The organism is Micromonospora sp. WMMD735, assembly GCF_049178995.1.
Taxonomy (GTDB): Bacteria; Actinomycetota; Actinomycetes; order Mycobacteriales; family Micromonosporaceae; genus Micromonospora; species Micromonospora wenchangensis.
This window is the reverse complement of the sequence record NZ_JBMHMJ010000002.1, coordinates 6,861,399-6,888,338: the sequence shown is the minus strand read 5'-3', so window position 1 is coordinate 6,888,338 and position 26,940 is coordinate 6,861,399. Positions and strand designations below refer to the sequence as shown.

Here is a 26,940-nt window from a genome sequence, read left to right as displayed (position 1 = left end):
CCTCTGCCTATTGTGCGGCCAGACCGTTGCGTCGGATCACCTCGGCGTACCACCTGGCGCTGGACTTGGGGATACGGGCCTGGGTGTCGTAGTCGATCCAGATCATCCCGAAGCGCTTGGTGTAACCCCAGGCCCACTCGAAATTATCCATCAGCGACCACGCGAAGTAGCCCCGCAGGGGCACCCCGGCCGCGATCGCCTCGTGCGAGGCACGCAGGTGGGCGTCGAAGTAGGCCAACCGGTCGACGTCGTCGACCCGACCGTCCTGCACGGTGTCGACGAACGCCGAGCCGTTCTCGGTGACGTAGAGCGGCAGGTCGGTGTACTCCTCGTGGACCCGCCGCAGCGTCTCCACCAGGCCCGGGGCGTCGATCTCCCAGTCCATGTCGGTGACCGGGACACCCCGGGTGACGAACCGCACGTCCTCGCTGCCCGGCCAGCAGGACGGCGCCCGCCAGTACTTCTCCGGCTCCTCGCCGGCGACCGGCGCGGCCACCACGTGCCGGCTGTAGTAGTTGATCCCGACCAGGTCCAGCGGAGTGGAGATGATCTCCAGGTCGCCGTCGCGGACGTGTCCGAAATCGGTCACCTCAGCCAGGTCGGCGGTCAGGTCCGCCGGGTACGACCCGCGCAGCAGCGGGTCGAGGAAGAACCGGTTGGCCAACCCGTCGATCCGGCGGGCGGCGTCGACGTCGCCCGGGGCGTCGCTGGCCGGGGTCACCGGGTAGAGGTTGACCGTGACGCCGAGCTGGGCCTGCGGCAGCTTCGCCCGCAGGGCCTGCACGGCGAGCCCGTGACCGAGCATGAGGTGGTGCCCGGCCCGGACCGAGTCCGCCCCGTCGGACCGCCCGGGGGCGTGCGCCCCGGAGCCGTAGCCGAGGAACGCCGAGCACCACGGCTCGTTGAGCGTGGTCCAGTACTTCACCCGGTCGCCGACGGCGTCCGCGACCAGGGACGCGTAGTCGGCGAACCGACCGGCGGTGTCCCGGGCCGGCCAGCCGCCCGCGTCCTCCAGCGGCTGGGGCAGGTCCCAGTGGTAGAGGGTGAGCCACGGCTCGATGCCGTTGGCCAGCAGCTCGTCGACCAGCCGCCGGTAGAAGTCCAGGCCCTCCTGGTTGACGCCGCCGGTGCCGCCGGGCTGCACCCGCGGCCAGGAGACCGAGAACCGGTACGACTTCAGGCCCAGCTCGGCCATCAACCGGACGTCGTCGGGCATCCGGTGGTAGTGGTCGCAGGCCACGTCCCCGGTGTGCCCGGAGACCACCCGCCCTTCGGTGTGACTGAACGTGTCCCAGATCGACGGGGTCCGGCCGCCCTCGGCGGCGGCCCCCTCGATCTGGTACGCGGCGGTCGCCGCGCCCCACAGGAAGCCGGGCGGGAAGGTCAGTTCCGGCCCCTGGTCGAGTACGCCGACGGCGGGCGGGTGGGTCGGGTTGCTCACGACTTGACGGCGCCTTCCATGATGCCGCCGATGATCTGGCGGCCGAACACGATGAACACGATCACCAACGGCACGGTGCCGATGGCGGTCGCGGCGAACACCTGCGAGTAGTCGGTGTAGTAGGCGTAGGACAGGAACGCCAACGACACCTGCAGGGTCGGGTTCTCGGGGGTGAGCACGGCGTACGGCCAGAGGTAGGAGTTCCAGGTCTCCATGAAGGTGAGCAGGCCGAGCACGGCGGCGGCGGGGCGCAACGCCGGCAGCACGATGTTCCAGAAGATCCGGAAGGTGCTGGCGCCGTCGACCCGACCCGCCTCGATCAGCTCGTCGGAGATGGCCTGGATGGCGTACTGCCGCATCATGAACACGCCGAAGGCGCTGACCAGGAAGGGCACGGTCACCGCGTAGAGGGTGTCGTACCAGCCGAGGTCCTGGATCATGCCCCAGAGCGGGATCAGACCGAGCTGGGTCGGGATCATCATGGTCACGATGATCGTCAGCAGCAGGGCGTTGCGACCCCGGAACCGCAGCTTGGCGAAGGCGAAGCCGGCCAGCGACCCGGTGATCACCACCGAGACGGTCACCACCGCGGAGACGATCACCGAGTTGAGCAGGCCGGTGAGGAAGTTCGCCGCGTCGTTGTCGAGCACCCGGCCGAAGTTCGCGCCGAAATCGCCGGCCGGGGTGAACGGCGGCGGCACGTCGTTGATCTGGTCGAGGCTACGGGTGGCGATGACCACCATGTAGTAGAACGGGTAGACCGAGAAGAGCACCGCGACGACGAGCGCGATGTAGAGCAGCGGACTGGTGCGCCAGAGGCGCTGGGATGCCTTGTTCACGGCGCGGTCCTCACTTCACCGAACGGCGGACGAGCAGGAAGTTCACCAGCGAGACCAGGGCGATCATGACGAACATGGCCCAGGCCACCGCTGCGCCGTAGCCGGCGGAGCTGAGGTTCTCGATACCGAGCTCGTACATGTACATCGCCAGGGTCTGGAACTCGCGCTGGTCGCCACCGATGATGTTGCCGTTGCCGAAGACCAGCGGCTCGGTGAAGAGCTGGAGCCCACCGATGGTGGACAGGGTGACCACGAAGACGAAGGTGGGGGTCAGCATCGGCAGGGTGATCCGCCAGAACTGCTTCCACTGGTTCGCGCCGTCGATCGCGGCGGCCTCGTAGAGGTCCTTCGGGATGGCCTGCATGCCGGCCAGCAGGATCAGCGTGTTGTAGCCGGTCCACCGCCAGTTGACCATGGAGGCGATGGCCGTCCAGGAGCTCCACTTCTGGGCGTCCCAGTCGACCGCGTCGACGCCGACCAGGCTGAGCACCCAGTTGATCAGACCGAAGTCGCGCTGGAAGAGCATCCCGAAGACGATCGCCACCGCGGCGACGGAGACCACGTTGGGCATGAAGATGGCCATCCGGAACAGCGTCCGGGCCCGCAGGAAGGTGCGGTTGAGCATGGTGGCCAGGAACAGCGCCAGGAGCAACTGCGGAATCGTCGACAGGATGAAGATGCCGAACGTGTTGATCGTGGCGTTCCAGAAGTACTCGTCGGTGAACAGCCGGGTGTAGTTGTCGAACCCGATGAAGCTGTGGTCGCCGATGAGGTCCCAGTCGTGCAGCGACATCCACGCGGTGCGCAGCATCGGGTAGAACCCGAAGATGCCGAAGATCACGAAGAACGGCGCGATGTAGAGGTAGGGCGAGAGCTTCAGGTCGAGGCGGTTCAGGGTGATCGCCCGGCTGCGCCGCCGGGGAGGTGTGGGGGGTGGTGCGCTGGGCGACGGCGGCGCCGTCGTGGCCGAGAGGCTCATGCGGGGTCCTTTCCCGGCTCCGGCGGGGCCGGTGAGGCGGGCGGTACGTGGAACGGGGGGACGCCATTGGTGGCGCCCGGGACATGCCCGGACGCCACCGCCGGTGGTGGTGCAGTGATCAGAAGGCGCCCTGGGTCTTGGCGTCCTTGAGGAACTGCTCCCAGGCCTTGTCCTTGGGGGACTGCCCGTTCTCGTACGAGCGCAGGGCCGGCTCGAACGCGTTCTCCTTGATCGCCTGGTGCTTCGGGCCGAGGTGCAGCGGCTGGATCTTCTCGACGCTCTCACCGAAGATCTTGCCGGTCGGCGCACCGCTGAAGTACTCGTTGGTGTAGCTGGTGAACTCCGGGTTCTTCAGCGCCTCGAGGTTGGTCGGCAGCGGGCCCTTGAGCTTGAACGCCTCGACCTGGCTCTTCGCGTTGGTCAGGTACTCGGCGAGCTTGGCCGCCTCCTTGGGGTACTTGCTCTGGGCCGGCACGGCCAGCCAGGAGCCGCCCCAGTTGCCCGCGCCGCCGGGAACCGGCGCCAGGTCCCACTTGCCCTTGTTCTCCGGGCCGGAGTTGTCGGCGACGATACCGAGCATCCACGACGGGCAGAAGGTGGCCGCGAAGGTGCCCTGCTTGAAGCCGGCCGACCACTCGGGCGACCAGGTGGCGCTCTTCGCGGAGATCTTCGCGTCGGACATCGCGACCGCGGTGTCCCACGCGGTCTTCACCGCCGCGCTCTTGTCGGCGATGACGTTGTCCTCCTTGTCGTAGAACAGGTCACCGCCCTGCTGCACCATGACCGCGCTGGCCGCGGTGGTGGCCGAGTCGATCATGCCCTTGTTGGTGGCCGCCCGGTACTTCTTGCCGGTCTCGATGAAGGCGTTCCAGTCCGGCCAGAGCGCCGCCACCTGGTCCCGCTCGGTCGGCAGACCGGCCGCGGCGAACAGGTCCTTGCGGTAGCAGACGCCGAGGCTGCCGACGTCGGTGGGCAGGCCGATCAGCCGGCCGTCCGCCGCCTTGCCCAGCTCCCACTTCCACGGCAGGTATTCCTTGCTGTGGTCGGCGATCAGCGGCGCGAGGTCGGCCCAGTTCGCGGGGTTGGTCTTGAACTCGTTGAGGATGCCCTCTTCGAGGGCGGTCACGTCCGCCGCGCCCTTGCCGGTGGCGAGCGCCCGGACCACCTTCGGCCGGTACTCGTTGAGCTGCGCGGTCTTGCGCAGCTCAACCTTGATACCGGTGTCCTTCTCGTACTGCTTGACGATCTCGTCGTATCCGAACTCGCCGAAGGTGTCGACGACCAGCTTGCTGGGCTTGCCGCCGGCCTCCTTAGGCTCGTCGTCCTTGCCGCAGGCCGCGAGACCGCCGATGGCGGTTACTGCGGCCAGGGCGGCGACCGCGAACCGGTTACGCCGCGTGGTGACGCTCATCCTGACCCCTTTTCGATGGTGAGGCTGGGTGGTGTGTGGTGGGGGGTGCTGTCGCACGTCCTGGCCGGTCCGGCGGTGATCGCCGATCGGTCCGGGAGGGTCGCGGGTGATCCGCGCCACGCCCTTGGGAACGCTCCCATGAGATTGCCGGGAGGTGTCGGGGGTGTCAATAGACCGTTGGGAGCGTTCCCAGATCGTTACCAGCTATCGCGTTTACCGCGCCTGATGTGATGACCCCCGGCGGGGACGCAGATCAACAGAAGCGGCGCAGCAGGGTGGTCGCCCGCCCGGCGTCGAACGCCGCCGGGTCGTGCCCGGGGCCCACCCAGTCCCGCATCGTGACATGCTCCGGATGGTGCGGATCGGCCAGCGCCGCCAGCAGCAGGAGCTGACCGGCCGGGCCACCGACCCCCTCCGGCGGGCAGGCCCGCGCCCCCTGCGGGCAGCTCGGGTAACGCTCGTCCGGGTCGGCGGCGAGGACGTCCTCCACCACCAGCTCGTGCTCCCACCAGTCACCGAAGTCGTAGACGTAGCCGAACCGGCTGCCCTTGCCGGCGACCGCGTCCAGCCGGGTGTCCAGCTCGTCGTGCACCACCGGCTCGGCGTCCGGGTCGGGTTCGCCGTACTGCACCCCGTCGATCTCGAACGCGTGCAGGTGGCAGTCCCGCCAGCCCATCGCGTGCTGCACCACCCGGTGCAGCCGGTCGAGGGTGTAGCCGCCGGGGACCAGCACCCGCCGCCAGACCGACGGGCGCACCCCGGTGAGGGACACCTTCAGCTGGAAGATCTGACGTGACATGTTGCCCCCTCCACCCACCGCATAGGCTGCCGGCATGATCTGCCGAGCGTGCCGACAGCGGCGGCACGACGACTGCCCCGGCCGGAAGTGGTGCGACTGCCAGCACCGTACCCCCGCACCCACCCCTCCGGTCACCGGTCCGGCCGGCGAATGAGCGTCGGAATCCCGATCCGGCGGATCTGGCCCACACCCGCCGACGGCCCGCTGGACGACGCGGCACTGACCGCGCTCTACGCCCGCGCCGACACCCCCCGGCTGCGGGTCAACTTCGTGGCCAGCGCCGACGGCGCGGTCACCCTGGACGGCTACTCCGCCGGCCTGTCAAGCGAGCCGGACAAGCGCGTCTTCGGCCTGCTCCGGATGCTCTGCGACGGGCTGCTGGTGGCCGCCGGCACGCTGCGCCACGAGGGCTACAAGGCGGTGCGGCTCAGCCCGGAACGCCGGGCCTGGCGACGCGCGCACGGGCTGGCCGAGTACCCGACGCTGGCGGTCGTCTCCCGGTCGCTGCGGCTCGACCCGACCCAGGCCGCGTTCGCCGACGCGCCGGTGCGCCCGGTGGTGGTGACCACCGCGACGGCCGTCGCTCCGCCGGGCCTCACCGACGTCGTCGACCTGGTCCGGGTCGGCCGCGACGACGTCGACCTCGCCGCCGGCCTGGCCGCGCTGCGCGAGCGGGGCCTGGGACAACTGCTCTGCGAGGGCGGCCCACACCTGTTCGGCGCGCTCACCGCCGCCGACCTCGTCGACGAACTCTGCGTCACCGTCGCCCCGCTGCTGGCCGGGGCCGGCCCGGGGCGGATCACGGCCGGCCCGGCCAGCCCGCCCCGCCCGCTGCCGCTGCGGCACACGCTGGCCGCCGCCGACGGCGTACTCATGCTGCGGTACGCCCGCGACGCGCCCGGCGTCGGCACCGCCGGGGCCGCGCCCGTCGGCTGACGTCGCCCTCCCCCGGACACGGCGCGGGGCGTGGGCCACCCGGTCGGTGTGCCCACGCCCCGCGTCGAGGACGTCGGGGCCGGCGGGTCGCCGCCGGCCCCGGGGGTCAGCTGACGCTCACGCCCGCCCAGGCGGCGGCGACGGCCTTGTACTCGGCGCTGGTCGCGCCGTACAGGTCGGTCGCGGCCGACAGGGTCGCCGTCCGGGCGCCCTTGTAGTTGGTGGTGGAGGTCATGTAGCGGGTCAGCGCCCGGTACCAGATCGCCCCGGCCTTGGTGTTGCCGATGCCGGCGACCGTGGTGCCGTTGCAGGTCGTGCTGGTGCCGTACGACGAGGTGCCGCTACCCACCGCGAGCAGGTAGAAGAAGTGGTTCGCCACGCCCGAGGAGTAGTGCACGTCCAGGCCGCCCACCGAACTGCTCCAGCAGTCCGCCGACTTGCCGTCCTTGGAGGGCTTGTCCATGTAGCGCAGCGGGGTGCCGGTGCTGCGCAGCTTCTCGCCGATCAGGTAGTCGCCCGGGTCCTTGGCGCTGGCCGCGTAGAACTCGACCAGGGTGCCGAAGATGTCGCTGGTGGCCTCGTTCAGGCCGCCCGACTCGCCGCTGTACCGCAGCCCGGCGGTGTTGCTGGTGACGCCGTGGGTCATCTCGTGCCCGGCCACGTCCAGCGAGGTCAGCGGGTACCAGCCGGAGCCGCCGTCGCCGTAGGTCATGCAGAAGCAGGAGTCCTGCCAGAAGGCGTTGGCGTAGTTGCTGCTGTAGTGCACCCGGCTGTACGCGCCGACACCGTCGTTGCGGATGCCGTTGCGGCCGTGCGCGCTCTTGTAGTAGTCCCAGGTCTTCTGCGCGCCGAAGGCGGCGTCGGCGGCGGCGGTCTGCCGGTTGTTCAGGGTGCCGTCGCCGAACACGTTGGTGGCGCTGGCGACCAGCGTGCCGGTGCCGAAGGTCCGGCCGTTGAGGTCGTAGGTGCGGTGGTTGCCCCGGGCCGCGTCGGTGAGCTGGTAGGTGCTGCCCGACTGGGTGCTGCCGACCGAGACCGACCCGGAGTGGAAGGTGTTGCCGGTGCCCTCCCGCTGCACGCCCTCCCACGAGTCGCGGACCGCGCCGGTGGTGGCGTCCACCAGCACGTGCAGCTCGCTCGGGGTGCCGTCGGCGTGGGTGCCGCCCACCACCACCTCGTAGGCGAGGGCGGTCGCGGTCGCACCGGCGTCGAAGACCAGCTGCGCGCCCGCGACCGAGCGGCCGGTGGCGGTCGACGCGGCGAAGGCGATCTTGCTGGCGGCGGCCTCGCTGACCTTGGCCTTCGGGGAACGCTGCGGGGCGTTGGCGAGGCCGTGGGTGGCGCCGCGCCAGGAGTCGCCCTTGCCGAGGTGGACGACCACCTCGCCGCCGAGGACGGGCAGGCCGTCGGAGTAGCGGTTGAGCCGGACGTGCTCGGTGCCGTCGGCGTCGGTCACCACGTTGCGCGGGGTGAACGTCTGCCCGTCGGCGGCGAGGCCGGCACCGGAGTGGGCCTTGAGCTGGGCGACCGCGCGGGTGAACGGGTCGGCTGCGGGGCCGGCGGGCGCGGCGGTGGCCGCGGTGGGCACCGTGACGGCGGTGGCCAGGAGGGCGGCCGTGGCGAGGCCGCTCAGCAGGGGGGTTCGACGCATGGGGGTTCTGCCTCCACAGGGACAGTCGGGGGGGTGCCGACTGACGGCGGCCCGCCGGTCCTTCACCGTGGGCCGGTCACGTGTCCGCAGGTTACGGACGTGACGGCCGGCACCGAAGCAAGAAGATCCTCGATGTCAGCTGTGGCTATTCTGAGCCCAACCGGTCGGTTTCTGTCACGCCCTGCGCGGGGATTTTTTTCCCCGGATTTCCGCCGGGCCCGCCACCTGCGCAAACGCCCCCACCGCGCGGGAAAAAGTCGACCGATGGTGACCGCACCGTCCCCTGCGGTCACCAAAACGGCGGTCACGGCGGTGGTCGGCCGGACGTCGACGGCGGCCCGCCGGTGGCGTCCGCCGCGTCGCGTGGCAACCTGTCGCACTCCTCGGGCAGGATGCAGGGCGTGCGCCCTGACCGAGACGACCAGCTGACCGGAGCCCGCGGATGACCGACGACCGGACCGACGGCCGGATCGACAGCCCCGGCGAGCCCGTCGGCCGGGTGCTCGGCACCGCCGACGCCACCCCGTTGCAGTTCTGGACGGCCGTCTCCCCCGGCAGCTACCTCCAACTCGACGACGTCGTGGTCACCCGGCGCGACCTGCCCGACCGGGAGCCGGTCACCATCGCCGGGGTGGTCACCCAGGTCCGCGCCCGGCACGAGGGCGCCCAGTTCGAGTCGGACGTCTTCGCCATCGCCGACGGCACCCTCCCGGCCCAGGTGCAGGAGGCCGCCGAGATCACCACCACCCGGGTCGACCCCGAGCTGTACGTGCCGCCCGCGCCGGGCGCCACCGTGCACCGGGCCGAGGGCGACGCCCGCGCCCGCGCGCTGCACTTCGACCGGATGGAACGGCGCATCCCGATGGGGATGGGCCGCGACGGCGTGCCGGTCTACCTCAACGCCGACTTCCTCGACGGCAGTCGGGGCGCACACGTGTCGATCTCCGGCATCTCCGGGGTCGCCACCAAGACCAGCTTCGCCACCTTCCTGCTCTACTCGGTGTTCCGCTCCGGGGTGCTCGGCGGCGACGCGGTCAACGCCAAAGCGCTGATCTTCAACGTCAAGGGCGAGGACCTGCTCTTCCTCGACCACCCCAACGCCCGCCTGGACGACACCACCCGGGCCGCGTACGCCAGGCTGGGGCTGGCCGCCGGCGCGTTCCCCGACGTGCGGGTGTACGCCCCGCCCCGGGTCGGCGACGCCTCCGGCACCCCCGACGTGAGCAGCCGGCTCACCGGCGTCGACGCCTTCTACTGGACGCTCAGCGAGTTCTGTGCCGACCGCCTCCTGCCGTACGTCTTCGCCGACGCCGACGACGAACGCCAGCAGTACACGATGGTGGTGCACTCGGTCACCGCCCACCTGGCCCGCTACGCCCAGCCCGCCGACGGTGGGGTCAGCGTCGACGGGGTGCGCCTCGGCTCCTACGCCGACCTGGTCGACCACGTCGTCGAGCAGCTCAACGACGACGAGACCCGGGGCGACTGGGCGGGCAGCGCGGTCGGCCTGGGCACGGTCAACGCGTTCGCCCGCCGGCTGATCGGCAGCAAGAAGGACCTCGGCCGGCTGATCCGGGGCGACCTGGCGACCCGCCGCCCGCACTCCATCAACACCGCCGAGAGCGCCCAGGTCACCGTGGTCGACCTGCACAACCTGCCGGACCGCGCGCAGCGTTTCGTGGTCGGCGTGACACTGCGCGGCGAGTTCGAACGCAAGGAGAAGGCCGGCACCGCCAAGCCGCTGCTCTTCGTCGTCCTCGACGAGCTGAACAAGTACGCCCCCCGCGAGGGCTCCTCCCCGATCAAGGAGGTGCTGCTCGACATCGCCGAGCGCGGCCGCTCGCTCGGGGTGATCCTGGTCGGCGCGCAGCAGACGGCCAGCGAGGTCGAGCGGCGGATCGTCACCAACTCGGCGATCCGGGTGGTCGGCCGGCTCGACCCGGCCGAGGCGTCCCGCCCGGAGTACGGCTTCCTCCCGCCGGCCCAGCGGCAACGCGCCCTGCTGGCCAAGCCGGGCACCATGTTCGTCAACCAGCCCGACATCCCGGTCCCGTTGTGCCTGGAGTTCCCCTTCCCCGCCTGGGCGACCCGGGTGTCCGAGGCCGGTCGGGCCCCGTCGGAGACGCTGCGCTCGATCACCGGCGCGATCGACCCGTTCGCCGTGGTCGGCTCGGGCGGCGTCGACGACGACATTCCGTTCTAGGGGGCCGGCCGCATGAAGATCCTGCACACCTCCGACTGGCACGTCGGCAAGGTCCTCAAGGGGCAGTCCCGGGCCGAGGAGCACAAGCAGGTGCTCGCCGGGGTGATCGAGATCGCCCACGCCGAACGCCCCGACCTGGTCATCGTCGCCGGTGACCTCTACGACACGGCCGCCCCCGGCCCGGAGGCGACCCGGCTGGTCACCCGGGCGTTGACCGCGCTGCGGCGGACCGGGGCCGACGTGGTGGCGATCGGCGGCAACCACGACAACGGCAACGCCCTCGACGCGCTGCGCCCCTGGGCGGAGGCGGCCGGCATCACCCTGCGCGGCGGGGTCCGGGACAACCCGGCCGAACACGTCGTCGACGGGGTCACCGCCGCGGGCGAACGCTGGCAGCTCGCCGCGCTGCCCTTCCTGTCCCAGCGGTACGCCGTCCGCGCGGTGGAGATGTACGAGCTGACCGCCGCCGAGGCCACCCAGACCTACGCCGACCACCTCGGCCGGGTGCTGGAGAAGCTGACCGAGGGGTTCACCGAGCCGGACCGGGTGCACCTGGTCACCGCCCACCTCACCGTCGTCGGGGCGAGCACCGGCGGCGGCGAACGCGACGCGCACACCGTCCTCGGGTACGCGGTGCCCGCGTCGGTCTTCCCCGGCACCGCGCACTACGTGGCGCTGGGGCACCTGCACCGCTCGCAGCGGGTGATCGGGCCGTGCCCGATCCGCTACAGCGGCAGCCCGATCGCCGTCGACTTCGGCGAGCAGGAGAACGTCTGCTCGGTGACGCTGGTCGAGGTGGGCGCGACCTCGGCCGCCCGGATCCGGGAGGTGCCGGTGGCGGCGGCGGTGCCGCTGCGCACGGTCCGCGGCACGCTCGCCCAGTTGGCCGCCGCGGACCCGCCGGAGGGCTGGCTGCGGGTGTTCGTCCGGGAACAGCCCCGGGCCGGACTGCGGGAGGAGGTGCAGGAGCTGTTCCCCCGCGCGCTGGAGATCCGGATCGACCCCGAGCTGCTGCCCACGCCGGGCAGCGGCACCCGGGTCGCCCAGCGGGCCGGCCGCTCGCCCCGGGAGTTGTTCGCCGACTACCTGGGCAGCCGGGGCCACGAGGACGACGGGGTCCGGGACCTCTTCGACGAGCTGCTGGAGGAGGTGGAGCGCTGATGCGACCGATGCGGCTGGACCTGGCCGGCTTCACCGTCTTCCGCGACGAGACCACCGTCGACTTCACCGACGCCGACTTCTTCGCCCTGGTCGGGCCGACCGGCTCGGGCAAATCGACGGTGCTGGACGCAATCTGCTTCGTCCTCTACGGTGCGGTGCCCCGCTGGGGTGGGGCGCGGGGGCTGGCCAACGCGCTCGCCCCGTCGGCGGTGGAGGCCCGGGTCCGGCTGGTCTTCGAGTCGGCCGGCGACCGGTACGTGGCGACCCGGGTGGTCCGCCGCGACGGCCGGGGCGCGGTCAAGACCGCCAACGCCGGGCTGCAACTGATGCCGCCCGGGTTCGACGTGACCAAGCTCGACACCGGGCTCAGCCCGGAGGACCTGGGCGAGGTGCTGGCCGGCACCCCGGCCGAGATGGAACCGGCCGTGCTGGACGCGGTCGGGCTGCCGTACGAGCAGTTCACCTCCTGCGTGGTGCTGCCGCAGGGGCAGTTCGCCGACTTCCTGCACGCCAAGCCGGCCACCCGGCAGCAGATCCTGGTCAACCTGCTCGGCCTCGGCGTCTACGAGAACGTGCAGAAGCGGGCCACCGAACGGGCCGGGCAGGCCGAGGCGAAGCTGGAGGCGGTCGCCCGGATGCTCGCCGGGTTGACCGACGTCGACGACGAGACGTTGGCCGCCGCGTCCGACCGGGTCGACCGGGTGCGGGAGCTGGCGGCGGCGGTCGCGGCGGCCGTACCGGAGCGGGAGCGGGCCCGGGCGGCGGCGCGTGAGGCGACGGCGGCGCTGGCCGCGCTCGACGCCGACCTGGCCGGGCTGGCCGGGGTGCGGGCCCCGACCGGGGTGACCGAGGTGGCCCGCGCGGTGAGCACGGCGCGGGAGGCGGTCGACGCGGCGACCCGCACCGTGGCGTTGGCCGAGGAGCAGGAGGAGAAGCTACGCGGCGAGCTGGCCGGCGCGGGCGACGAGAGCGCGCTGCGGCTGCTGCTGCGGGCGCACGCCGACGCGGAACGGCTGACCGGCGAGGCGGACACGCTCCGGGCGGCTCTCGACGCGGCGCAGGCCAGGCACGACGCGGCGACGACGGCGCTCGGCGCGGCCCGGGAGGCGGCGGCGCGGGCCGAGGCCGGACTGGAGGCGGCGTTCCGGGCGCACGAGGAGGCCAAGACCGTCGACCAGGCGGTCGCGTTGCGGGCGCACCTGGTCGACGGCGGGACCTGTCCGGTCTGCGAGCAGCCGGTTGACCGGGTGCCGGCGGTGCCGGCCGGTTCGGCGGTGGCCGCGGCCACCGCAGCCGGCAAGGCGGCGCGGGCGGCCAGCAAGGCCGCGCTGGCGCTGGTGGAGGAGCGGGACGCGGCGGCCCGGGAGCAGGAACGGGCGCTGGTGCGGCTGCGGGCCCAACACGACCAGCTGCACGGCCGGCTGACCGAGCTGGCCGGGCAGCTCGCCGGGGCGGCCACCCCGGCGTCGTTGCGCGACCAGCTCGCCGAGCACGCCCGGCTGCGGCAGGCCCTGGACGAGGCGGCGGTGGCGGTACGCACCGGCCGCGACGCCGCCCGCCGGGCCCGGGGCGCGGCGGACACCGCCGAGGAGCGGCTGCGGGCCGCCTGGCGGGACTTCGACACGACCCGCGACGGGCTGGCCCGGTTCGGCCCGCCGGCCACCGACCGGGACGACGTGGCCGCCGCCTGGACGACCCTCGTGCAGTGGGCCGGCGCGCAGGCCCGGCAGCGACGGGTCGACCGGGACGGGCTGGTCGCCGCGGTGACCGAGGCGCAGTCGGCCGCCGAGGCGGTGGAGGACCGCATCGGTGGCCTGCTCACCGCCGCCGGGCTGCCCCCCGCCGACGACCCGGCGCAGGCGGTGGCGGTGGCCGCCGAGCGGGCCGGGGCCGACCTGCGGCGGATCACCGAACGCCGGGCGCAGGCCGTCGAGCTGCGGGAACAACGCGCCGAGCACGAACGGCAGGCGCGTACGGCGCGGGCGCTGGCCGGGCACCTGCGGGCCAACAACTTCGAACGGTGGCTGCTGGCCGAGGCGCTGGACCTGCTGGTCGACGGGGCCTCCCGGATCCTGCGGGAGCTGTCCCAGGGGCAGTACGACCTGGTCCACGACAAGGGCGAGTTCTTCGTGGTCGACCACCACGACGCGGGACTGCGCCGGGGGGTGCGGACGCTGTCCGGCGGGGAGACGTTCCAGGCGTCGCTGGCCCTGGCGCTGGCGCTGTCCGAGCAGCTCGCCGGGATGTCCACCACGGCGGCCAGCCTGGAGTCGATCGTGTTGGACGAGGGGTTCGGCACCCTCGACGCGGCCACCCTGGACATCGTCGCCGCCACGCTGGAGAGTCTGGCCGCCCGGGGCGACCGGATGGTCGGCGTAGTCACCCACGTGCCGGCACTGGCCGAGCGCATCCCGGTGCGTTTCGAGGTCCGCAAGGACGCCCGCACGGCCCACGTCGAACGGACCGGCCGGTGAGCGCGAGGAGTGCAGCGCAGCGGAGCCCCGCAGTCGCGAACGAAAGGCGGGTCCCGTGAGTGGGGCGTCGGTTCGTGGGGCGGTGACGTGACCGGGCCGCAGCTGTTCGTGGACGCCTGGGACCCGTCCTACGGGGCGTCGTTCGAGGCGACCCCGGGCGGGCCGGTCGCGCCGAGCAGCACCCAGGTCGACACCGACGTGGAGCTGCCGGCGGTGGACTGGCGGGCGATCGGCCCCCGCTCCGGGGTGGCCGCCCCGGACGTGGTGCTGCTCGTCGACGGGGTGCGCCGGATCGACGCCAGCGTGTGGACGGCCGAGGAGGACGGTGCCTCGTACCCGGGGATCGCCGCCTCGTACGCGGCCGGGGTGGTCCGTTGCGACCTGGAGCGCGGCGCGGCGGAGCTGGCCGGTGCGCGGGTGGGGCGGGGGCTGTTCACGGCGAGCCCGTCGGCGCAGGAGGTGACCTGCGGGCAGGTGCGTTACCCGGTGCACCGGGTCGGCGGCACCGGTGAGCTGAGCAAGCTGCCGGCGGCGGTGCAGGCCCCGCTGACCGCCCTGGAGGTTGCCGTGTCCGACGCGGCCCGCACCGACGGGGACCTGCTGGTGGTGGACGGCCCGCTGCGGGCACGCCGGCAGTTGCCGCGCACCCTGGGCTACATCAAGACGCAGCACAGCCAGTATCTCGACGCCCGGCTCACCGCCGTGGTCACCGGGCTGGGCTCCGGCCAGCGGTCCCCGGTGTTCCGGCTGGGCACCGCCTGGGGCGGCTGGTCGTGGTACCTGCGGCTGCCGGTGGCGGTGGGTGCGCCTTGGGCGGGGATCGTCCGGTTGGAGTGCTCGCCGGACCTCGAACCGCAGGACGCGGTCGCGCTGGCCGACCTGTCGTTGGTCACCCTGCCCCGGTTCGCCTCCTCGCCGTACAAGGACCCGCGCGCGCCGCAGAACCTGGTGCCGATCGCCGGGTTGGAGCGGCGGCTGCGCGGGATGCTGGGCGACGCGCGGCTGCTGCACCGGGCGTTGACCATGGCCAGCCGTAGCGGCGGGACCCGCTGATGGCCAGCCGTAGCGGCGGGACCCGCTGATGGGCCGCCGTCGGGGTGACGACCGGATCGTGGTGGACGTGGCCACCGGCCGGGCGGAGCTGGTGCCGGACCCGGACCGGCCGCGCTCGTGGACGCTGCTGCTCGACGACGCGCCGCAGTCGCATGTGGACCTGGCCGACCCGACGCACCTGGAGTTCGAGTACGTCAGGCGGCTCGGCGCGGCGCTGGACCTGATCGCCCCGCCGGGTGCCCCGCTGCGGGTGCTGCACCTGGGCGGCGGCGCGTTGACCCTGCCCCGGTACGTCCAGGCGACCCGCCCCGGGTCGACGCAGCGGGTCGCCGAGGTGGACGGCGCGCTGGTGGAGCTGGTCCGGCGGGAGCTGCCCTGGCCGACCGACCCGAGGCTGAAGGTCCGCGTCGCCGACGCCCGCGCCACCCTGGAGTCCAGCCGCGACGCGTCGTACGACGTGGTGGTCGCCGACGTCTTCGCCGGTGCGCGCACCCCGGCCCACCTGACCAGCGCGGAGTACGCCGCACAGGTGGCCCGGGTGCTCGCGCCGGCCGGCTGGTACCTGGCCAACCTGGCCGACGGGCCGCCGTTGCGGCACACCCGTGCCCAGGTGGCCACGGTCCGTCAGGTGCTGCCCCGGGCCGCCCTGGTCGGCGACGCCGCGGTGCTGCGCGGGCGGCGGCACGGCAACCTGGTGCTGGTGGCCGGGCGGGTCGAGCCGCCGGTGCCGGAGCTGACCCGGCGCGCGGCCGGGGACTGGTTCCCGGGGCGGGTGCTGGCCGGTGCCGAGCTGGACCGGTTCGTCGCCGGTGCCGCCGTGGTCACCGACGCGGACGCCACCGACTCGCTGCCGCCGCCGCCCGGAATTTTTTCGGTCCGCCGTTGATCCGCTGGGAAGAGCGGTCCGTATCAACGGTCGGCGCCCTCCCCGTGGGCCCGCTGATGTCGGTGGACAGCAGGAGGTCTGGATGAGTGCGGTCGCGGCCGGCTTGCACGGTGAACTGGCCAGGCCAGGGTGGATGTTCGCCCGGGCTCAGCCGCAGTCGCGTGCGTCGAGGTCCAGCCGGGGGGTCGACGCCGGTCCCACCGATCGCCAGAATGGCCCGGTGACCCCGCGATCGACGCCCGGGCGGCACCAGGCCCCGGCGACGACGCCCGAGGCGAGCCACTCCGACCAGCTGGTCCGGCTGCTCTACGCCGAGCACGCCGGCCCGCTGCTGATGTTCGTGATGCGGTTGACCGGTGGTGACCGGCAACGCGCCGAGGACATCGTGCAGGAGACGCTGCTGCGGGCCTGGCGCAACGCGCACCGGCTGGGCGTGCAGGGGCAGGGTTCACTACGGCCCTGGCTGGTCACGGTGGCCCGGCGGATCGCCATCGACGAGCACCGCAGCGAGCAGGCCCGCCCACCCGAGACGTACGACCGGGATCTGACGGCGTTCGCCGAGGCGGACAGCACCGACCGGGTGCTGCGCACCATGACGGTGGCGGACGCACTGCGTACGCTGAGTCAGTCGCACCGGGAGATCCTGGTGGCGACGTACTTCCGCGGGCGGACGGTGCCGGAGGCGGCCGAGGAGTTGGGCCTGCCGCTGGGTACCGCCAAGTCGCGGGTCTACTACGCGCTGCGCGCGCTGCGCACGGCCCTACAGGAGAGGGGGGTGACGGAATGAGCCGGGCAGACCATATGGATGTCGCCGCGTACGCGCTCGGCGTCCTGGACGTGCAGGACACCGAACGGTTCGAGGAACACCTCGCCACCTGCTGGGCCTGCGCCGCCGAGTTGGAGACGATGGTCCCGGTGGTGGGGCTGCTCTCCGACATCGACGGCGAGACGATGATGGCGATGGAGCAGACCGCGACGGATCCACGGCTGCTGGACCGTACCCTGTCGGCGGTCCGGACCCACCGGCGCAAGGCGCGGTTCCGGCAGGTGCTGACGATGGCCGCCGCGGTGGTGGCGGTCGGCGCGCTCAGCGGCATCGGGGTCGCCACCTTCGGCGGTACGGTCGGCGGTGGCAACGCGGTGGTCGCCGAGCCGAGCCGGTCCACGCCGGTGGACGGTCCGGCGAGCCCGCAGCCGACCCGGTCGGGGCCGGCGGTGGGTGGCACCGAGATCGAGGGTGACCAGTTCGACGCCACCGACGGCAGCACCGGCGTGAAGACCACGATGTGGCTGGACAGCAAGGAGTACGGCACCTGGATCGGGTTCAACCTGACCCGGTTGCCCGGCCCGCGCACCTGCCGGCTGGTGGTGGTCCGCAAGAACGACACCACCGAGGTGGTCTCCACCTGGGCGGTGCCGGGGACGGGTTACGGCACCACGGCCAACCCGCAGGATCTCCAGTTGGAGGCGTCCACCTCGGCGCCGCGCGGCGAGATCGCGAAGTTGCAGGTGCAGTCGGTGGACGCCAACGGCGTGGCGAGCCCGCTGGTCACCGTCGTGCCCTGAGACACCTTCCGTCGGAAACGGCGTCGGCCCGCTGCGGGCCGACGCCGTTTCGGCTTTCCGGGCGCAGGGGTGCCTCTGCTCGCGCACACGTACGGCCGGCCGGAACGGTTCAACGATGGCGATGTGAAATGGCCCACTGTCGATCGTTCAACCTTGACAGTGGACGCTCCGTACTACTCGGTGAACCGCCAAGAATGAGGAGGGCACGTGGCAAAGATCAAGCGGACGACCGTCATCGTCGCGAGCGCGGTGGTCGCACTTACGGCCTGCGCGCCCGCAGGCTACGACGGAGCGAACTCCAGCGTCGCCGAGCCGGTCGCCGTCGCCGCGGCCGAACCCACCGCGTCGGTCGAGCCGGACACCTCGGCCTCTCCCGGCCCCTCCGGCGCCCCCGCCGCCGACCAGGCGCCGCCGCCGGCCAACGTCCAGCTGACCGACGAACTCGTCGGCAAGAAGATCGCCCGGATGGGCCGGGTCGTGGTGGACCAGGAGGGCTTCATCCTCTACCGCTTCGACAAGGACTCCGACGACCCGCCGTCGTCGAACTGCGTCGACAAGTGCGCGCAGGTCTGGCCGCCCGCGCTGACCGACGGCAACCCGCAGCTGCAGGGCGTCTCCGACGACAAGGTCGGCACCGTCACCCGCCAGGACGGCACCCGTCAGATCACCATCGGCGGCTGGCCGGTCTACCGCTACATCGGTGACAAGAAGCCGGGCCAGTGGAAGGGCCAGGGCGTCGGCGGCACCTGGTTCGTGGTCGACCCGAACGGCAAGAAGAACCTGACCTGCCTGCCGACCGGCACCCCGAAGGCGGTCGCCCCGCCGGCGGCCGGCGACTCGGGCGGCTCGAACAGCGGCGGGGACTACACCTACTGATCCTGCGTCAGCCGGGACACGGTGGCCGGTCGCAGCCGGGGAGGGCGCGACCGGCCACCGTCACGGATCAGGACCGTCGACGAACCGGCAGCGTCGGACGGTCCGGGCCGCGACGCCGGCCCCCTGGTCGGGCCGGCGTCGCGGTACCCACCCGCCGGTCCCTCCCCCACCAGACCCCCGGAACGGGCCAGGGCGGTGGACGCGCCACACGCCAGCGGGCGCGCGCCACCGAAGGTCCCCCCAACCCCGCACCCACGGCCGCTCGGGCGGCCGGTCCGCTCCGGGATGGAGACACCGCCGACGCGCAGGGCGTCGGCGGTGTCGTCCATTTCCGCCCCGGTCACCCTCCCCGGCGGTACGGGGCGGGGCCGTCCGTCCCCCGCGACCATGGCACAGTGGCGGGGTGACCTGGGACGAGCCGGCAGCACGCCGGGTGCTGCGACCGCCGGCCGACTACCGGCTGACCGCCTCGGTCCGGGCCCTCACCTTCAGCCCGTACGACCCGTGTGCGCGGATCGTCGCCGGCACGTTCTGGTGGGCCACCCGCACCCCGGCCGGTCCGGCCACCCTGACCCTGCGCCCGGAGGCGGGCGAGCTGCTGGCCGAGGGGCACGGGCCGGGCGCGGACTGGGTGGTCGACCGGGCCGACGCCGTCGCCGGCCTGCGTGACGACCTGACCGGGTTCGCCGAGGTGGCCGCCGCCCACCCGCTGGTGGCCGAGCTGGCCGCCCGGCACCGGGGGCTGCGGATGCCCGCCACCGGGCAGGTCTTCCCCCGGGTGCTGCGCGCCGTCTTCGAACAGAAGGTCACCGGCACGGAGGCGTACCGGGCGTACGCGGCGACCGTGCGGCACTTCGCCGAGCCCGCGCCGGGGCCGTTCCAGCCGCTGCTGCTGCCGCCCGACGCGGCGAGGGTGGCGGCGGCCCCGTACTGGGTGTTCCACCCGTTCGGCGTGGAGCAGCGCCGGGCCGAGACGCTGCGCCGGGCCGCCGCCCTGGCCGACCGGCTGGAACGCTGCGTCGACAGCGCCGAGGCGACCCGGCGGCTCACCGCCGTCCCCGGCATCGGCCCGTGGACCGCCGCCGAGGTGGTCCGGGTCGCCTACGGCGATCCGGACGCGGTGAGCGTCGGCGACTACCACGTGCCGAACACGGTGGCCTGGGCGCTGGCTGGTGAGGCGCGCGGCGACGACGCCCGGATGCTCGACCTGCTCGCCCCGTTCCGGGGTCACCGGGGGCGGGTCTGCCTGCTGCTGGCCGCCGCCGGCATCCAGGCACCCCGGTTCGGCCCCCGGATGCCGATCCGTTCCTTCGCCCGCTTCTGACGCCCGGGGTGGGGCGGGGGCTGTGTCGCCGAGATTGCGGTATCGCAGCGGGCGGATGCCGCTGTTTCGGCCCCGTCGCGTTGGCCACGGGCCCGGCGACCGGAGCGGCCGCGCCGGGTGGGGCCGGTCAGCGGACGAGGCGGCGCAGGGTGTGGGCCAGCCAGCGGGCGTACCCGTGCTGGACGGCGCGACCGGCGGGCCCGGCGGCGGTCATGAACCAGCGGTCCGGCCGGCTGAACGCGGTGACCTCGAAGCTGACCGCGCCGTCGGCGTCACGGCGGACCAGGAACGCCTCCTCCCCGCGTTCCGGATGGCCGGGCAGCGTGCCGTAGCCGAAGCCGGCCTCCCGCTCGTCGTCGACCACCCAGACCACCTCGCACGGCCCCCACACCCGCAGCGGACCCACCCCGAGTCCCGGGGTGACCCGGACACCGGGTGCGGCCCGCACCGCGTCGGTGCGCATCCGCACCCCGGCCGCCCGGTGCAGCCGCCAGCTCAACACGGCCTCGGCGGCGACCGGGAAGCCGCCGGGCGGCAGCGCGCACCGGTGCCGCAGGTGGTGGTAGCCCGCCGGCAGCACCCCGCCCCGGGTCGCCCCCACCTCGGGGTACGTCAACTCGGTCACCGCGCCTCCCCAGGGTCACCGTCAGCCTAGGGCCGGTGCCGTCGACCGGCGACCCGGGCGGTGGTGCGGGCGCGGCGGGTGGCGGTCGGCCGGTGCCGTCCCGCGCGGTGGTGGGCAGGGACACCGACGGGTCGCACGTACCCCGGCCGGGGCTCAGCCGGCTTCGCAGCGCCGCCGCAGGCCGTCGGCCTCCAGCCGCAGGTAGCGGCGCACCAGCCGGCCGCCCAGCCAACCGACGGGCCCGGCGAGCGGGCCGGTGAGTTCCAGGGCCAGCTCCACCCGGACCCGGCCGTCGGGCAGCGCGACGATCCGGTGCTCGCCCCGGCTGCGTACCCCCGGGGTGGTCGATTCCCAGACGAAGCAGCGGGGCGGGTCGATCTCGGTGACCCGCCAGGACGTCGGGCGGAGCCGGGGCTGTTCCAGCCGGGCGGTGGACCCGAGGACCAGCGGCCCGGCCTCGCCCCGGCGGGCGGTCCGGACCGAGGCGGTCCACTGCGGCCACCGTTCGATGTCGGTCTGCACCGCCCACACCGCGTCGATGTCCGCGTCGATCTCGGTCGCCGTCTCGAACCGCATGCCGCCTCCGTGGTCGCACCGCCGGCACCCGCGTGCCGCCCGGTTCCCCGACGAGCGTGCCGCAGCGACCGTGACCGGGCCACCCTCCGGTCGCCCTCCCGACCGTGCGTCCTCCCGACCGTGCGCCCACCGGGACGCGGCCCCGGCCGGCTGCGGGGACCGGACGCAGCTTCGGCCCGGTGCGGGGCCGGGCGCGGCCTCGGGCGGGCGCGGGTTCGGGCAGGCGCGGGTTCGGGCGGTGCGCGGCTCAGCCGGCCTCGCGCAGGTCGGCCAGGTCGAGCGGGGTGTGCCGGTGGAGCAGGTCGGTCAGCTCGGCGACCGTGCCCACCTCGCCGAGCACGTTCTTGCCGCCGCCGAACCGGTCCGGGTAGCGGTGCACCAGCCGGTAACGGTGCCGGCCCCGGACCAGCTCGACGGTGACCCGCCAGCGCCCACAGCAACCACACCGCCACTCCACCCGGCGAGGCTAGCTCCGAGCGGGGCGGACGGGATCCGTATCCGCGGGGACGGACGGTACGGGCGGGGACACGCCGGACCGGCACCGACGGTGATCTGCCTCACCACTGTCGGTGGTGTCTGGTTGACTGTCGCCGTGGACCTGCCGATCAACCCCCCGGTCGAGCCGATGCTGGCCAAGAGCGTGGCCCGCCTGCCCACCGACCCCGGCCTGACCTACGAGCCCAAGTGGGACGGCTTCCGCTGCATCGTCTTCCGCGACGGCGACGAGGTCGAGTTGGCCAGCCGGGGCGGCAAGTCGATGACCCGTTACTTTCCCGAGGTGGTGGCGCAGGTCCGGGCGCAGTTGCCCACCCGGTGCGCGGTCGACGGCGAGCTGATCGTGATCCGGCGCGACGGTCCGGGCGGTCAGCCCCGGCTCGACTTCGAGCAGCTCGCCCAGCGGATCCATCCGGCCGCCTCCCGGGTGGCCCTGCTCGCCGAGACGACCCCGGCCGACTTCGTCGCCTTCGACCTGCTCGCCCTCGACGACGAGCTGCTGGTCGACGAGCCCTACCCGGCCCGGCGGGAACGCCTGGTGCGGGCGCTGGCCGGGGTCCGGCCGCCGGTGCACGTCACCCAGGTCACCACCGACCCGGAGACCGCCCGGCGCTGGTTCGAGGTGTTCGAGGGCGCCGGCCTGGACGGGTTGATCGTCAAGCCGGCCGACCTGCCCTACCAGCCCGGCAAGCGGCTGATGGCCAAGGTCAAGCACGCCCGGACGGCCGACGTGGTGGTGGCCGGGTTCCGCTGGCACAAGTCGGGCCCGGTGGTCGGCTCGCTGCTGCTCGGTCTCTACGACGACGCCGGGGTGCTGCACCACGTCGGGGTGAGCGCCTCGTTCACGATGGCCCGTCGGCAGGAGCTGCTCGACGAGCTGGCCCCCTACCGGGAGGATGTCGACGCCCACCCGTGGGTGCACGGCGACCACGAGCGCGGCCAGCGCATCCCGGGCGGGGTCAGCCGGTGGACGGGCGACAAGAACCTCGACTGGGTCCCGCTGCGACCCGAGCTGGTGATGGAGGTCGGCTACGACGCGATGGAGGGCGACCGGTTCCGGCACACCGCCCGGTTCGTCCGCTGGCGGCCGGACCGCGATCCCCGGTCCTGCCGCTACGACCAGCTCGACCGTCCGGTGCGCTTCGACGTCGACCAGGTGCTCCGGGGCGATCCGACGGCGACCGTGCCGCCGGCCGCCGACACCCCGGCGTAGCCTGACTGCTACCCGATCATGGAGGTCCGCCGGTGACCAGCACCGCCCGCCGCAACCGCCGGTTCCGGCTCGCCCTGGCCGGGTTCGTCGCGGGCGCGTTGCTCGTCACCGGGTGCACCATGCCGGCGTTCGCCCCGCGCACCGAGGACTCGTCGGCGGCGCAAACCGGCACCGGGCCCACCTGGCGGGCCTGCCCCGAGGTCGCGCAGGACCTGGTCGGCCGGGGCGCACCGGGCATGCGTTACGAGTGCGCCCGGATCGCCGTGCCACGCAACTGGGGCACCGGCACGGGGGCGACCGCCGGGCCGGGCAGCGGCGAGACCTTCGAGATCGCGCTGCTGCGGGCCCGTTCCACCAAGCAGCGGGACCGGATCGGCTCCCTGGTGATCAACCCGGGCGGGCCGGGCGGGTCCGGCGTGGACACCGCCGTCTACCTGTCGTTCGGGCCGTCGTTCGGGGGGCTGCCCACGGCGGTGACCGACCGGTTCGACATCGTCGGCTTCGACCCGCGCGGGGTGTCCCGGTCCAGCCCGGTGAAGTGCATCTCCGACGCCGACCTCGACGCCAGCTTCGGCTACGACCCCGATCCGCGCAGCCAGCAGTCGTTCGACGCCTACCAGGCGCTCAACCGGCGGATCGGCCGGGGCTGCGGCGACCGGTACGGCGACCAGCTCCCGCTCTACGGCACCGAGCAGGCCGCCCGGGACATGGACGCGGTCCGGGCCGCCGTCGGCGACGACAAGCTCACCTACCTCGGCTACTCCTACGGCACCCTGCTCGGCGCGACCTACGCGCAGCTCTACCCGCAGCGGGTCCGGGCGCTGGTGCTCGACGGTGCGGTCGACCCCCGCCAGCAGTTGGTGGCCGGTTCGGAGAGCCAGGCCCGGGGCTTCGAGCGGGCGTTCGACAACTTCGACAGGTGGTGCGCGGCGAACGCCGGGCGCTGCCCGATCGCCCCGGACGCCCGGGGCGCGGTCACCTCGGCGATCGACAAGGCGAAGGTCTCCCCGGTACGCGGTGCCGACGGGCGGGAGGCCACCTCCGGGTGGGTCTTCTACGCGGTGATCTCCTCGCTCTACACCGAGTCGGGTTGGGAGGAGCTGGCCCGGGCGATCGACCGCCTCGACGAGGGTGACCCGACCGACGTGTTCAAGCTCGCCGACTCGTACGCCGGACGGGGCGAGGACGGGCACTACTCCAACCTCTTCGACGCCAACCTGGCGGTGAACTGCGCCGACGAGACCGAGAAGCCCAGCGTCGACCAGATCCGCCAATTGCAGTCCGAGTGGCGGCAGAAGTATCCGCTGTTCGGCCCGGCCCTGGCGGTGGGCATGTTCGGTTGTGTCGAGTGGCCGGGCGGGCGGGACCCGTACCCGACCGGCCGGGCCGACGGCGCGCCGCCGATCGTGGTGGTGGGCACCACCGGTGACCCGGCCACCCCGTACGAGCAGACCGCCCGGCTGGCCGACATGCTGGGGGTCGGGCGGGTGCTCACCTGGGAGGGCGAGGGGCACACCGCCTACCCGCAGACCTCCTGCATCACCGAGGCGGTGGACGCCTACCTGATCTCGCTCACCGTGCCCCGGGAGGGGCTGCGCTGCCCCGCCCGCTGACCGGCGACGGGCCACACAGCGGGCGACGGGTCAGCGGCGGTTGCGGCGTCCGCGTAGCCGTTGCCGGACGAGGGTCGCGTGGTCCGGTGGGGCCGGTGGTGGCGGCGGTTCCGGCAGCACGATGCCCTGCCGGGCGGCCAACTCCTCCAGCAACGCCCGCATCCGCCGCACGTCGTTCTTCAGCTCCTCCTGCTCGACGTGCTCGAACGCGTCGTCGTCGACGATGAGCCGACTGGCGAAGTGTGCGGTGATCAGGGGGATGACCAGCAGCACCATGGTGGAGATCAGCAACGCGGCGAGGGCCCGTCCCGCCCAGGTGGTCGGCGAGATGTCGCCGTACCCGACGGTGGAGGCGGTGACCACCGCCCACCAGACGGCGTCGGCGGCGCTGCGGTGCTCCACCTGGCCGTAGATCACCCCGGCCACCACGATCATCAACAGGTACGACGTGATCAGCGTCCGGGGCGAGTTGGCGAAGTACACCAGGCCCCGGTAGACCCACCGGAACGGCAGCAGCAACAGCTCCATGCCGCACCATGCTGCACCCCGGCCGCCACCGCTGCCCGTCGAGCGTCCGACGACCGACCGCAGGCCGGGCCACTTACCTGCGCCCGGCGACCGGGCGGGGTGCTGTGACAGGCTGCCGGTCATGACCGACGTGACCCTGCGCGAGGCGGTCCGGGCCGACCTGCCCGCCATCCTGGCCCTGCTCGCCGACGACGTGCTCGGCCGCACCCGCGAGCACGCCACGGTGGACGAGGCGTACGAGCGGGCCTTCGCCGACATCACCGCCGACCCGCGCAACCAGCAGGTGGTGGCCGAACGCGACGGCGAGGTCGTCGGCTGCTTCCAGCTCACCTACATCCCGGGGCTGGGCCGGCACGGCGCGCAACGGGCGTTGGTCGAGGCGGTCCGGGTCCGCGCCGACCTGCGCGGGCAGGGGGTGGGCGAGGCGATGATGGCCTGGGCGATCGACCAGGCCCGGCGGCGGGGCTGCGGGTTGGTGCAGCTCACCACCGACAAGTCACGCGCCGACGCGCAGCGGTTCTACCGACGCCTCGGCTTCGTCGCCAGCCACGAGGGCATGAAACTTCCCCTCTGACAGGGTCAGTCGTCGGCCAGGCGGCCGTCGCGCAGGGTGAGCGTCCGATCGGCCACCTCGATCAGCGCCGGGTCGTGGGTGGCGACCAGCGCGGTCATCCCCCGGGCGTGCACCACCGCGCGGAGCAGGTCCATGATCGCCCGGCCGGTCTCAGAGTCGAGCTGGCCGGTCGGCTCGTCGGCGATCAGCAGGTCGGGTTCGTTGGCCAGGGCGCGGGCCACCGCGACCCGCTGCTGCTGACCGCCGGACAGCTCGTACGGGCGCTGTCGGGCGTGCGCGCCCAGACCCACCAGTTCCAGTAGCACCGCCACCCGTTCCTCGCGCTCCGCCGCCGGGACCCGGGCCAGCCGCAGCGGCACCCCGACGTTCTCCGCCGCCGACAGGATCGGCACCAGTCCGAAGGTCTGGAACACGAAACCGACGGTGCCCCGGCGCAGCCGCAGCAGCTCGGCCTCACCGGCGGCGGTGACGTCGTGCCCGGCCACCCGCACCCGGCCGGCGTCCGGCCGGTCCAACCCGCCGACCAGGTTGAGCAGGGTGGTCTTGCCGGCGCCGGAGCGCCCCCGCACCGCCACCAGTTCGCCCCGGGCGGCGGTGAAGGAGACGTCGCGGACGGCGTGCACGGCGTGCCGTCCCCGGCCGAACGTGCGGCTCACCTGCTCGACCCGGACCACCTCGTCGGTGACCGGGTCGGCGGCCCGGACGGAAACCTGCTCGCTCATGCGTCACTCCCGTTGGGTTGCGGCGTCCGGTCGCCGGGGCGGACCTGCACGTGGTCCGGGGCGAGGTCGAGGCGGACCCGGTCGCGCAGGGCCAGCGCCTCCACGAACGGCGCCGGTAGCTGCATCCGGCCGGTCCGGTCCAGCACCGCGTACTCCTCGCTGACCAGTTCGGTGCTGCCGTCGACGCCGACGCGGGCGGTGCGGCGTACCTCGGAGGCGGTCCGGCCGTCGCGGATCGCGACGGTGCGGCGGACCTGGTCGGCGACGGCGTGGTCGTGGGTGACCACGACCACGGTCACCCCCAGTTCGGCGTTGATGGTGCGTAGCGCCGCGAAGACCTCCGCGCCGGTCGCCTCGTCCAGCTCACCGGTCGGCTCGTCGGCGAAGAGCACCTCCGGGTCGTTGGCGACCGCCACCGCCACCGCGCAGCGCTGCTGTTCGCCGCCGCTGAGCTGGCCGGGCCGCCGGTCCGCGCAGTACCCCACGCCGACCAGTTCCAGCAGTTCGTCGGCGCGCTGCCGGCGGGCCCGTGCGCCACCGCCGCGCCGGGCCAGCCGCATCGGCAGTTCCACGTTCTCCCGCGCGGTCAGGTACGGCAGCAGGTTCCGGCCGGTCTGCTGCCAGACGAACCCGACGGTGCGTCGCCGGTAGGCCAGCCGTCGGCGGGCCGACATCGACAGCAGGTCGTACTCGGCGACCCGGGCGATGCCGGCGGTCGGGGTGTCCAGCCCGGAGAGGATGTTGAGCAGGGTCGACTTGCCCGAGCCGGAGGCCCCGACGATCGCCACCAGCTCACCCCGGTCGATCACCAGGTCGAGCCCCTGGAGGGCGACCACCTCGACCCCCTCGGTCTTGAAGATCCGGACCAGCCCGTCGCAGACGATGTGCCCGCGCAGCCGGTCCTGCCCGCCGGCCCGTTCGGCCGCCCGCTGCGCCGCCCGGCGTTGCAGGTCGGCCAGGTCCGGGACGACGGGGTTCGGGGCGGTCGTGGTCAT

25 protein-coding genes are annotated in these 26,940 nt (G+C 73.4%); 13 read left to right on the top strand and 12 right to left on the bottom strand.

Going from position 1 to position 26,940, the window contains the following annotated elements; translation table 11 throughout:
- Positions 1-7 precede the first annotated feature (7 nt).
- The 5 genes from ACN268_RS30230 to ACN268_RS30210 all read right to left on the bottom strand — a co-directional run bounded on the left by ACN268_RS30230 (position 8) and on the right by ACN268_RS30210 (position 5,469).
- On the bottom strand, positions 8-1,441 hold the full coding sequence (locus ACN268_RS30230; protein ID WP_421486434.1) for a GH1 family beta-glucosidase: 1,434 nt from the start codon (positions 1,439-1,441) through the stop codon (positions 8-10).
- Entirely contained in the window at positions 1,438-2,280 is an 843-nt protein-coding gene (locus tag ACN268_RS30225) for a carbohydrate ABC transporter permease (protein ID WP_421486433.1), read from the bottom strand. The genes ACN268_RS30230 and ACN268_RS30225 overlap by 4 nt, the downstream gene beginning before the upstream one ends.
- A gap of 10 nt (positions 2,281-2,290) precedes the next feature.
- Positions 2,291-3,259 carry a carbohydrate ABC transporter permease gene (locus ACN268_RS30220; RefSeq protein WP_204924032.1) on the bottom strand — a complete coding sequence of 323 codons (969 nt, stop codon included), beginning with the start codon at positions 3,257-3,259 and terminating at the stop codon, positions 2,291-2,293.
- A gap of 118 nt (positions 3,260-3,377) precedes the next feature.
- Positions 3,378-4,670: an ABC transporter substrate-binding protein gene (locus ACN268_RS30215; RefSeq protein ID WP_421486432.1), complete on the bottom strand. Its 1,293-nt coding sequence runs from the start codon at positions 4,668-4,670 to the stop codon at positions 3,378-3,380.
- 253 nt (positions 4,671-4,923) lie between these two features.
- Positions 4,924-5,469, bottom strand: a complete 546-nt coding sequence (locus ACN268_RS30210; protein ID WP_421486430.1) for a plasmid pRiA4b ORF-3 family protein — start codon at positions 5,467-5,469, stop codon at positions 4,924-4,926.
- 150 nt (positions 5,470-5,619) lie between these two features.
- Here ACN268_RS30210 and ACN268_RS30205 point away from each other — a divergent pair, with 150 nt between their 5' ends.
- On the top strand, positions 5,620-6,405 hold the full coding sequence (locus tag ACN268_RS30205) for a pyrimidine reductase family protein (RefSeq protein ID WP_421486428.1): 786 nt from the start codon (positions 5,620-5,622) through the stop codon (positions 6,403-6,405).
- Positions 6,406-6,511: 106 nt separating this feature from the next.
- Here ACN268_RS30205 and ACN268_RS30200 read toward each other — a convergent pair whose 3' ends face one another.
- A complete protein-coding gene (locus ACN268_RS30200) occupies positions 6,512-8,056 on the bottom strand; it encodes a M4 family metallopeptidase (RefSeq protein WP_421486426.1) in 1,545 nt (514 codons plus the stop codon).
- 442 nt (positions 8,057-8,498) lie between these two features.
- Between ACN268_RS30200 and ACN268_RS30195 the strand changes: the two genes are divergently transcribed.
- From ACN268_RS30195 to ACN268_RS30155, 9 genes are all read left to right on the top strand, one after another.
- Positions 8,499-10,259 carry an ATP-binding protein gene (locus ACN268_RS30195; RefSeq protein WP_421486425.1) on the top strand — a complete coding sequence of 587 codons (1,761 nt, stop codon included), beginning with the start codon at positions 8,499-8,501 and terminating at the stop codon, positions 10,257-10,259.
- Between the two features lie 12 nt (positions 10,260-10,271).
- Positions 10,272-11,420, top strand: a complete 1,149-nt coding sequence (locus ACN268_RS30190; protein ID WP_421486423.1) for an exonuclease SbcCD subunit D — start codon at positions 10,272-10,274, stop codon at positions 11,418-11,420.
- Positions 11,420-13,894 (top strand): AAA family ATPase, encoded by a 2,475-nt coding sequence (locus ACN268_RS30185; RefSeq protein WP_421486422.1) that lies wholly within the window; start codon positions 11,420-11,422, stop codon positions 13,892-13,894. Before ACN268_RS30190 ends, ACN268_RS30185 begins: the two co-directional genes overlap by 1 nt.
- Before the next feature lie 87 nt (positions 13,895-13,981).
- On the top strand, positions 13,982-14,947 hold the full coding sequence (locus tag ACN268_RS30180; protein ID WP_204924024.1) for a hypothetical protein: 966 nt from the start codon (positions 13,982-13,984) through the stop codon (positions 14,945-14,947).
- Between the two features lie 28 nt (positions 14,948-14,975).
- Positions 14,976-15,833 (top strand): spermidine synthase, encoded by an 858-nt coding sequence (locus ACN268_RS30175; RefSeq protein ID WP_421486420.1) that lies wholly within the window; start codon positions 14,976-14,978, stop codon positions 15,831-15,833.
- A gap of 82 nt (positions 15,834-15,915) precedes the next feature.
- Complete coding sequence (locus tag ACN268_RS30170; protein ID WP_088645463.1) at positions 15,916-16,620, top strand: sigma-70 family RNA polymerase sigma factor; 705 nt, start codon at positions 15,916-15,918, stop codon at positions 16,618-16,620.
- Positions 16,617-17,399, top strand: coding sequence for an anti-sigma factor family protein (locus ACN268_RS30165; protein WP_421486419.1), 783 nt, complete (start codon positions 16,617-16,619; stop codon positions 17,397-17,399). The genes ACN268_RS30170 and ACN268_RS30165 overlap by 4 nt, the downstream gene beginning before the upstream one ends.
- 207 nt (positions 17,400-17,606) lie before the next feature.
- Positions 17,607-18,275, top strand: a complete 669-nt coding sequence (locus tag ACN268_RS30160; protein ID WP_363656353.1) for a hypothetical protein — start codon at positions 17,607-17,609, stop codon at positions 18,273-18,275.
- Between the two features lie 403 nt (positions 18,276-18,678).
- Positions 18,679-19,599: a DNA-3-methyladenine glycosylase family protein gene (locus ACN268_RS30155; protein WP_421486417.1), complete on the top strand. Its 921-nt coding sequence runs from the start codon at positions 18,679-18,681 to the stop codon at positions 19,597-19,599.
- A 127-nt stretch (positions 19,600-19,726) separates the two neighbouring features.
- Here ACN268_RS30155 and ACN268_RS30150 read toward each other — a convergent pair whose 3' ends face one another.
- The 3 genes from ACN268_RS30150 to ACN268_RS30140 all read right to left on the bottom strand — a co-directional run bounded on the left by ACN268_RS30150 (position 19,727) and on the right by ACN268_RS30140 (position 21,257).
- Complete coding sequence (locus ACN268_RS30150) at positions 19,727-20,224, bottom strand: DUF1990 family protein (protein ID WP_421486415.1); 498 nt, start codon at positions 20,222-20,224, stop codon at positions 19,727-19,729.
- A gap of 153 nt (positions 20,225-20,377) precedes the next feature.
- A complete protein-coding gene (locus ACN268_RS30145) occupies positions 20,378-20,800 on the bottom strand; it encodes an SRPBCC family protein (RefSeq protein ID WP_421486413.1) in 423 nt (140 codons plus the stop codon).
- A 247-nt stretch (positions 20,801-21,047) separates the two neighbouring features.
- Complete coding sequence (locus ACN268_RS30140) at positions 21,048-21,257, bottom strand: hypothetical protein (RefSeq protein ID WP_204924018.1); 210 nt, start codon at positions 21,255-21,257, stop codon at positions 21,048-21,050.
- Between the two features lie 135 nt (positions 21,258-21,392).
- On the opposite strand from ACN268_RS30140, the gene ACN268_RS30135 reads away from it, so the two are divergent.
- Complete coding sequence (locus ACN268_RS30135) at positions 21,393-22,508, top strand: ATP-dependent DNA ligase (protein WP_204924017.1); 1,116 nt, start codon at positions 21,393-21,395, stop codon at positions 22,506-22,508.
- 32 nt (positions 22,509-22,540) lie between these two features.
- Positions 22,541-24,121, top strand: coding sequence for an alpha/beta hydrolase (locus ACN268_RS30130; protein ID WP_421486412.1), 1,581 nt, complete (start codon positions 22,541-22,543; stop codon positions 24,119-24,121).
- Positions 24,122-24,151: 30 nt separating this feature from the next.
- Here the strand turns inward: ACN268_RS30130 and ACN268_RS30125 are convergent, their stop codons facing one another.
- A complete protein-coding gene (locus ACN268_RS30125; protein WP_357928182.1) occupies positions 24,152-24,649 on the bottom strand; it encodes a potassium channel family protein in 498 nt (165 codons plus the stop codon).
- A 121-nt stretch (positions 24,650-24,770) separates the two neighbouring features.
- On the opposite strand from ACN268_RS30125, the gene ACN268_RS30120 reads away from it, so the two are divergent.
- Entirely contained in the window at positions 24,771-25,223 is a 453-nt protein-coding gene (locus tag ACN268_RS30120; protein ID WP_421486410.1) for a GNAT family N-acetyltransferase, read from the top strand.
- A 5-nt stretch (positions 25,224-25,228) separates the two neighbouring features.
- On the opposite strand, the gene ACN268_RS30115 is transcribed toward ACN268_RS30120, so the two are convergent.
- Positions 25,229-25,945 carry an ABC transporter ATP-binding protein gene (locus tag ACN268_RS30115; RefSeq protein ID WP_421486409.1) on the bottom strand — a complete coding sequence of 239 codons (717 nt, stop codon included), beginning with the start codon at positions 25,943-25,945 and terminating at the stop codon, positions 25,229-25,231.
- Positions 25,942-26,940 (bottom strand): ABC transporter ATP-binding protein, encoded by a 999-nt coding sequence (locus ACN268_RS30110; protein WP_204924014.1) that lies wholly within the window; start codon positions 26,938-26,940, stop codon positions 25,942-25,944. The genes ACN268_RS30115 and ACN268_RS30110 overlap by 4 nt, the downstream gene beginning before the upstream one ends.

Bases quoted from the DNA above. Each gene is read 5' to 3' on its own strand.
- ACN268_RS30220 (WP_204924032.1), bottom strand. From the start codon at position 3,259: ATGAGCCTCTCGGCCACGACGGCGCCGCCGTCGCCCAGCGCACCACCC.
- ACN268_RS30215 (WP_421486432.1), bottom strand. From the start codon at position 4,670: ATGAGCGTCACCACGCGGCGTAACCGGTTCGCGGTCGCCGCCCTGGCC.
- ACN268_RS30210 (WP_421486430.1), bottom strand. From the start codon at position 5,469: ATGTCACGTCAGATCTTCCAGCTGAAGGTGTCCCTCACCGGGGTGCGC.
- ACN268_RS30205 (WP_421486428.1), top strand. From the start codon at position 5,620: ATGAGCGTCGGAATCCCGATCCGGCGGATCTGGCCCACACCCGCCGAC.
- ACN268_RS30200 (WP_421486426.1), bottom strand. From the start codon at position 8,056: ATGCGTCGAACCCCCCTGCTGAGCGGCCTCGCCACGGCCGCCCTCCTG.
- ACN268_RS30195 (WP_421486425.1), top strand. From the start codon at position 8,499: ATGACCGACGACCGGACCGACGGCCGGATCGACAGCCCCGGCGAGCCC.
- ACN268_RS30190 (WP_421486423.1), top strand. From the start codon at position 10,272: ATGAAGATCCTGCACACCTCCGACTGGCACGTCGGCAAGGTCCTCAAG.
- ACN268_RS30185 (WP_421486422.1), top strand. From the start codon at position 11,420: ATGCGACCGATGCGGCTGGACCTGGCCGGCTTCACCGTCTTCCGCGAC.
- ACN268_RS30175 (WP_421486420.1), top strand. From the start codon at position 14,976: ATGGGCCGCCGTCGGGGTGACGACCGGATCGTGGTGGACGTGGCCACC.
- ACN268_RS30170 (WP_088645463.1), top strand. From the start codon at position 15,916: ATGAGTGCGGTCGCGGCCGGCTTGCACGGTGAACTGGCCAGGCCAGGG.
- ACN268_RS30165 (WP_421486419.1), top strand. From the start codon at position 16,617: ATGAGCCGGGCAGACCATATGGATGTCGCCGCGTACGCGCTCGGCGTC.
- ACN268_RS30145 (WP_421486413.1), bottom strand. From the start codon at position 20,800: ATGCGGTTCGAGACGGCGACCGAGATCGACGCGGACATCGACGCGGTG.
- ACN268_RS30125 (WP_357928182.1), bottom strand. From the start codon at position 24,649: ATGGAGCTGTTGCTGCTGCCGTTCCGGTGGGTCTACCGGGGCCTGGTG.
- ACN268_RS30120 (WP_421486410.1), top strand. From the start codon at position 24,771: ATGACCGACGTGACCCTGCGCGAGGCGGTCCGGGCCGACCTGCCCGCC.
- ACN268_RS30115 (WP_421486409.1), bottom strand. From the start codon at position 25,945: ATGAGCGAGCAGGTTTCCGTCCGGGCCGCCGACCCGGTCACCGACGAG.
- ACN268_RS30110 (WP_204924014.1), bottom strand. From the start codon at position 26,940: ATGACCACGACCGCCCCGAACCCCGTCGTCCCGGACCTGGCCGACCTG.